The sequence below is a fragment of the Mesorhizobium sp. M7A.F.Ca.AU.001.01.1.1 genome (assembly GCF_004022735.1).
Lineage (GTDB): Bacteria > Pseudomonadota > Alphaproteobacteria > Rhizobiales > Rhizobiaceae > Mesorhizobium > Mesorhizobium ciceri.
The window spans coordinates 1-3,435 of the sequence record NZ_RZPF01000699.1; the positions used below are offsets into that span (position 1 = coordinate 1).

Genomic DNA, 3,435 nt, shown 5'->3' on the forward strand with positions numbered 1-3,435 from the left:
CTGACGGATGCCATGGTTCGTCTGTCGAAGGATCAGCCGTTCTTCGCCCAGCCTTTCCTCGGCCGCATGTTCGACTGTGGTTCCAAGGAAGGGTTCATCCAGGCCAACATCGCCTTCGCGCTGGCGCGCGACGACATGAAGGGTCCGGTTTTCGAGATGCTTCAGGAGTTCGTCCGGTCGCATGAACGCCAGGAAGAAGCCGCATAATGCCCATCTTTCGGGAGTATCGTCGGATGGCCGGCGAAGAGGGGCCGGCAGGTTCTCTCCGTCTGGCACGACGCTTGCATTGCTCTGGCGATGCTCCCGATCTTCGAGGCGCCTGCAAGCCAAGGCATGATCCCTGAAAGTGGGTCCCGGTTTCCGGAAAAGATCATGTTGAAACAGTAAGATAGAGCCAATTGCGATCAATCGGAATAGGACCGGCTCTAGAATTGGACCGAAGATGAATTATGCCAACTTTCCTCTCGACAAGAGGATGCCATTGCCGAATTCGGACGCAGGAGACGGCGAAGACTTCATCGATATCGAGCGGCTGCTTGGCATGGCCGCACGGCAGGCCAAGGTGGTTGCCGTGTGTGCCGTCATCGGTCTCTTCCTGGGCCTGCTCTATTTGCAGACAACGCCGCCCAAATATCAGTCGATCGCCAGCGTGCTGATCGACGAGGGCTTGAACAAGATCGTCGACGACATTTCGGCGACGTCGACAACCATGCAGACCGATTCCGCCATCCTGAGCCAGATCGAGATCCTGACCTCGACGCGGCTTGCCGCCGTGGTCGTCGACAAGCTGAAGCTCGACCAGAACGACACGTTCATGAATCCGCCCCAGTCGGCGCTTGCCCAAGGCATAGGCCTCATCCGCGGCCTGATCCAGTATGTCCGCCCCAGCTCTTCCATGCCGGGTGGCGCTGACTTCAGCAAGCTCGACCCGGCCGCCCGCGATGCGCTGATCGCCACGTCGCGCCGCGACTACGCGATCCTCAAGCTGCAGAACGAGATCCGGGCGGAACGCGTCGGCCGAAGCTACGTCATCGCGCTCGGCTATCAGGCGACGGATCCGGCCTTGGCAAACGCCATCACCAAGGCCTATGCCGATGCCTATCTCGCCGATCAGCTCGATGCCAGCTTCGATGCCACCGAGCGGGCTGCGGTCTGGCTGCAGGGCCGGTTGACGGAGTTGCGCCAGAGCTCGCAGGCAGCTTCGCTCGCGGTTGAGAAATTCAGGGCCGAACATGGGCTGGCCGCCAACAGCGATGGCCAGCTGATGAGCGACAAGCAGCTTTCCGACCTCAACGCCCAGCTTATCGTGGCGCAGGCCGACACCGCACGCGCCAGCGCCCGCTACCAGCAGTACAAGGCCATCGTCGACAGCGGCTCCGAAAACGCTTTCAAGGATGCCGCCATATCGAGCGACCAGCCAAGCAGCTCGGTCATATCGGCGCTCAAGACCCGCTACCTCACAGTGGCCAAGCGGCTGCAGGACGTCGAGGCGAATTTCGGCCCCGAGCACCCGCAGGCGGTGGCTCTCTCCAAGGAGAAGGCCGACATATCGACGCAGATTTTCGGCGAGCTGAAGCAGCTGACCGAAAGCTATCGCAACGAATATGAGGTGGCGCAGGCACGCGAGACCGCGCTCAGGGCCAACGTCGCGGCCGCGCAAGGCAAGAGTTCCGTCGACAACCAGACGCAAGTCAAGCTGCGTGAACTCGATCAGCAGGCGACGGCGCTCACCACGCTCTATCAGACATTCCTGGGTCGTTACGAGGAAGCCGCGCAGCAGCAGTCCTTCCCGGTCGGCAAGATCCGCATCATCTCCGACGCGTCGATGCCGATGACGGCCTCAAGCCCGCGCACCATCGTCGTGCTCGGACTTTCGCTGGTGCTTGGCCTGCTGATGGGCGCCGGCTTTGGTGGCCTGAACGAGTTCAACGAACGCTTCTTCAGGACCGGCGAGGACGTGCGCGACCGCGTCAACCTGAAATTCCTCGGCTACCTGCCGACGATCGGCGGCAAGCTCGGCAAGGAAGAAAAGCCGGGCGAGACCCAGGTGGACGCCAAGACCACCCAATCGCTGTCTTCAGCCGAAAAGCGGGCGCGCATGCGGGTCAGCATCGATTCTCCAGCCTCGATGTTCTCCGAAACGCTGCGCAGCGCCAAGATCGCCTTCGACGTCGTGATGGAAGGGCAAGGCAGCCGCGTCATCGGCATCATCTCGGTGCTTCCCGGCGAGGGCAAGTCGACGGTCGCGGCAAATCTCGCCGGCTTGCTTGCCGCCAATGGCTCCAAGACGCTGCTGATCGACGGCGACTTGCGCAATCCCGGCCTCAGCCGAGGCCTTGGCATGGAAACCGAGCAGGGCTTGATGGAAGCGGTGGTCGGCGGCCAGACCTGGCAGTCCGTCGGCAAGATCGACAGGCAGACGAAGCTGGCGATCATCCCGGCGGTGCTGCGCGGTCACTTCTCGCATACCAGCGAACTTCTCTCCTCGGCCGGCATGCGGCGCTTCATCGAGAACGCCAAGGAGACGTTCGAATACATCGTCGTCGATCTGCCGCCGCTCGGACCGGTGGTCGACGCCAAGGCCTTCGCGCCATTGGTCGACGGTTTTGTACTGGTCACCGAGTGGGGGCGCACCCCGCGCGCGATGGTCAGGTCGATGCTGGAATCCGAACCCTATGTCGCCAACAAGATCGTCGGCGCGGTGCTGAACAAGGTCGATTTGAAGAAACTGGCCAAATACGGCTCGTTCGGCGGTTCGGAAAAATTCTTCGATAAATATTCGAGCTACTATCTGGAAAAGTCGGAAGTGCGCGGCAAGGCGCCGGTCTGACGTCGACCTTTGCGCGAGTGGGTCCACTCTGAAGTGTATCGATCTTCAGGCCAGCACACCTGAATATCGTTGCGCGTCAGGAGAAGATCAGCCTGCCTTGCTTGTCGGCGATCCTGACGGCGGTCAGGCGTCCGCTCTGGAAGGCGGCCGTGTCGATGCCGAGCCGGCGCCCTTCGAGCTTCGGGACATCCACCGGCGTATGCCCGTGCACCACCCAGCGGTCGAGCAGGTGCGTTGCCTCGAAGAAGTCCGAACGGATGTTGATCAGGTCATGGTCGGTTTGCGCCGCAAGGTCGACGCCGGGCCTGATGCCGGCGTGGACAAACACGAACTTCCGCGAACGGACCATGATCGGCAGCCCGCGCAGGAAGCTGACGTGATCGTCCGGAATGATCTCCCTTATGCGCCGGTCGATCTGCGCGCTGCTCCCGTAGAGGCTGGTGAGGCGCGCCGGATCGATGCCATAGGAAAACAGGGTTTGCAGGCCGCCCGTCGCCAGCCAGGGTTCGCGGGACAGATTTCCGTCGAGATAGTTCAGCATTGCCACTTCGTGGTTGCCCGCAAGACAAATGCGCTGAAATCCTTTCGGCGGCGGCGCCAGGAGG

At 61.9% G+C, this 3,435-nt stretch carries 2 protein-coding genes and 1 pseudogene; 2 read left to right on the forward strand and 1 reads right to left on the reverse strand.

Features of this window, described 5'->3' with window-relative positions:
- Together EN884_RS30100 and EN884_RS30105 are read left to right on the forward strand one after the other, a co-directional pair.
- A pseudogene (locus tag EN884_RS30100) lies at positions 1 to 207 on the forward strand (UTP--glucose-1-phosphate uridylyltransferase); the annotation flags it as partial.
- Positions 208 to 442: 235 nt separating this feature from the next.
- The gene (locus EN884_RS30105) at positions 443 to 2,830 is read left to right on the forward strand and encodes a polysaccharide biosynthesis tyrosine autokinase (RefSeq protein WP_024501825.1); all 2,388 of its coding nucleotides are present in this window, start codon (positions 443 to 445) and stop codon (positions 2,828 to 2,830) included.
- A 76-nt stretch (positions 2,831 to 2,906) separates the two neighbouring features.
- On the opposite strand, the gene EN884_RS30110 is transcribed toward EN884_RS30105, so the two are convergent.
- A partial coding sequence (locus tag EN884_RS30110) for a serine/threonine protein phosphatase (protein WP_128360919.1) occupies positions 2,907 to 3,435 on the reverse strand: 529 nt, incomplete at its 5' end.

Bases quoted from the DNA above. Each gene is read 5' to 3' on its own strand.
- EN884_RS30105 (WP_024501825.1), top strand. From the start codon at position 443: ATGAATTATGCCAACTTTCCTCTCGACAAGAGGATGCCATTGCCGAAT.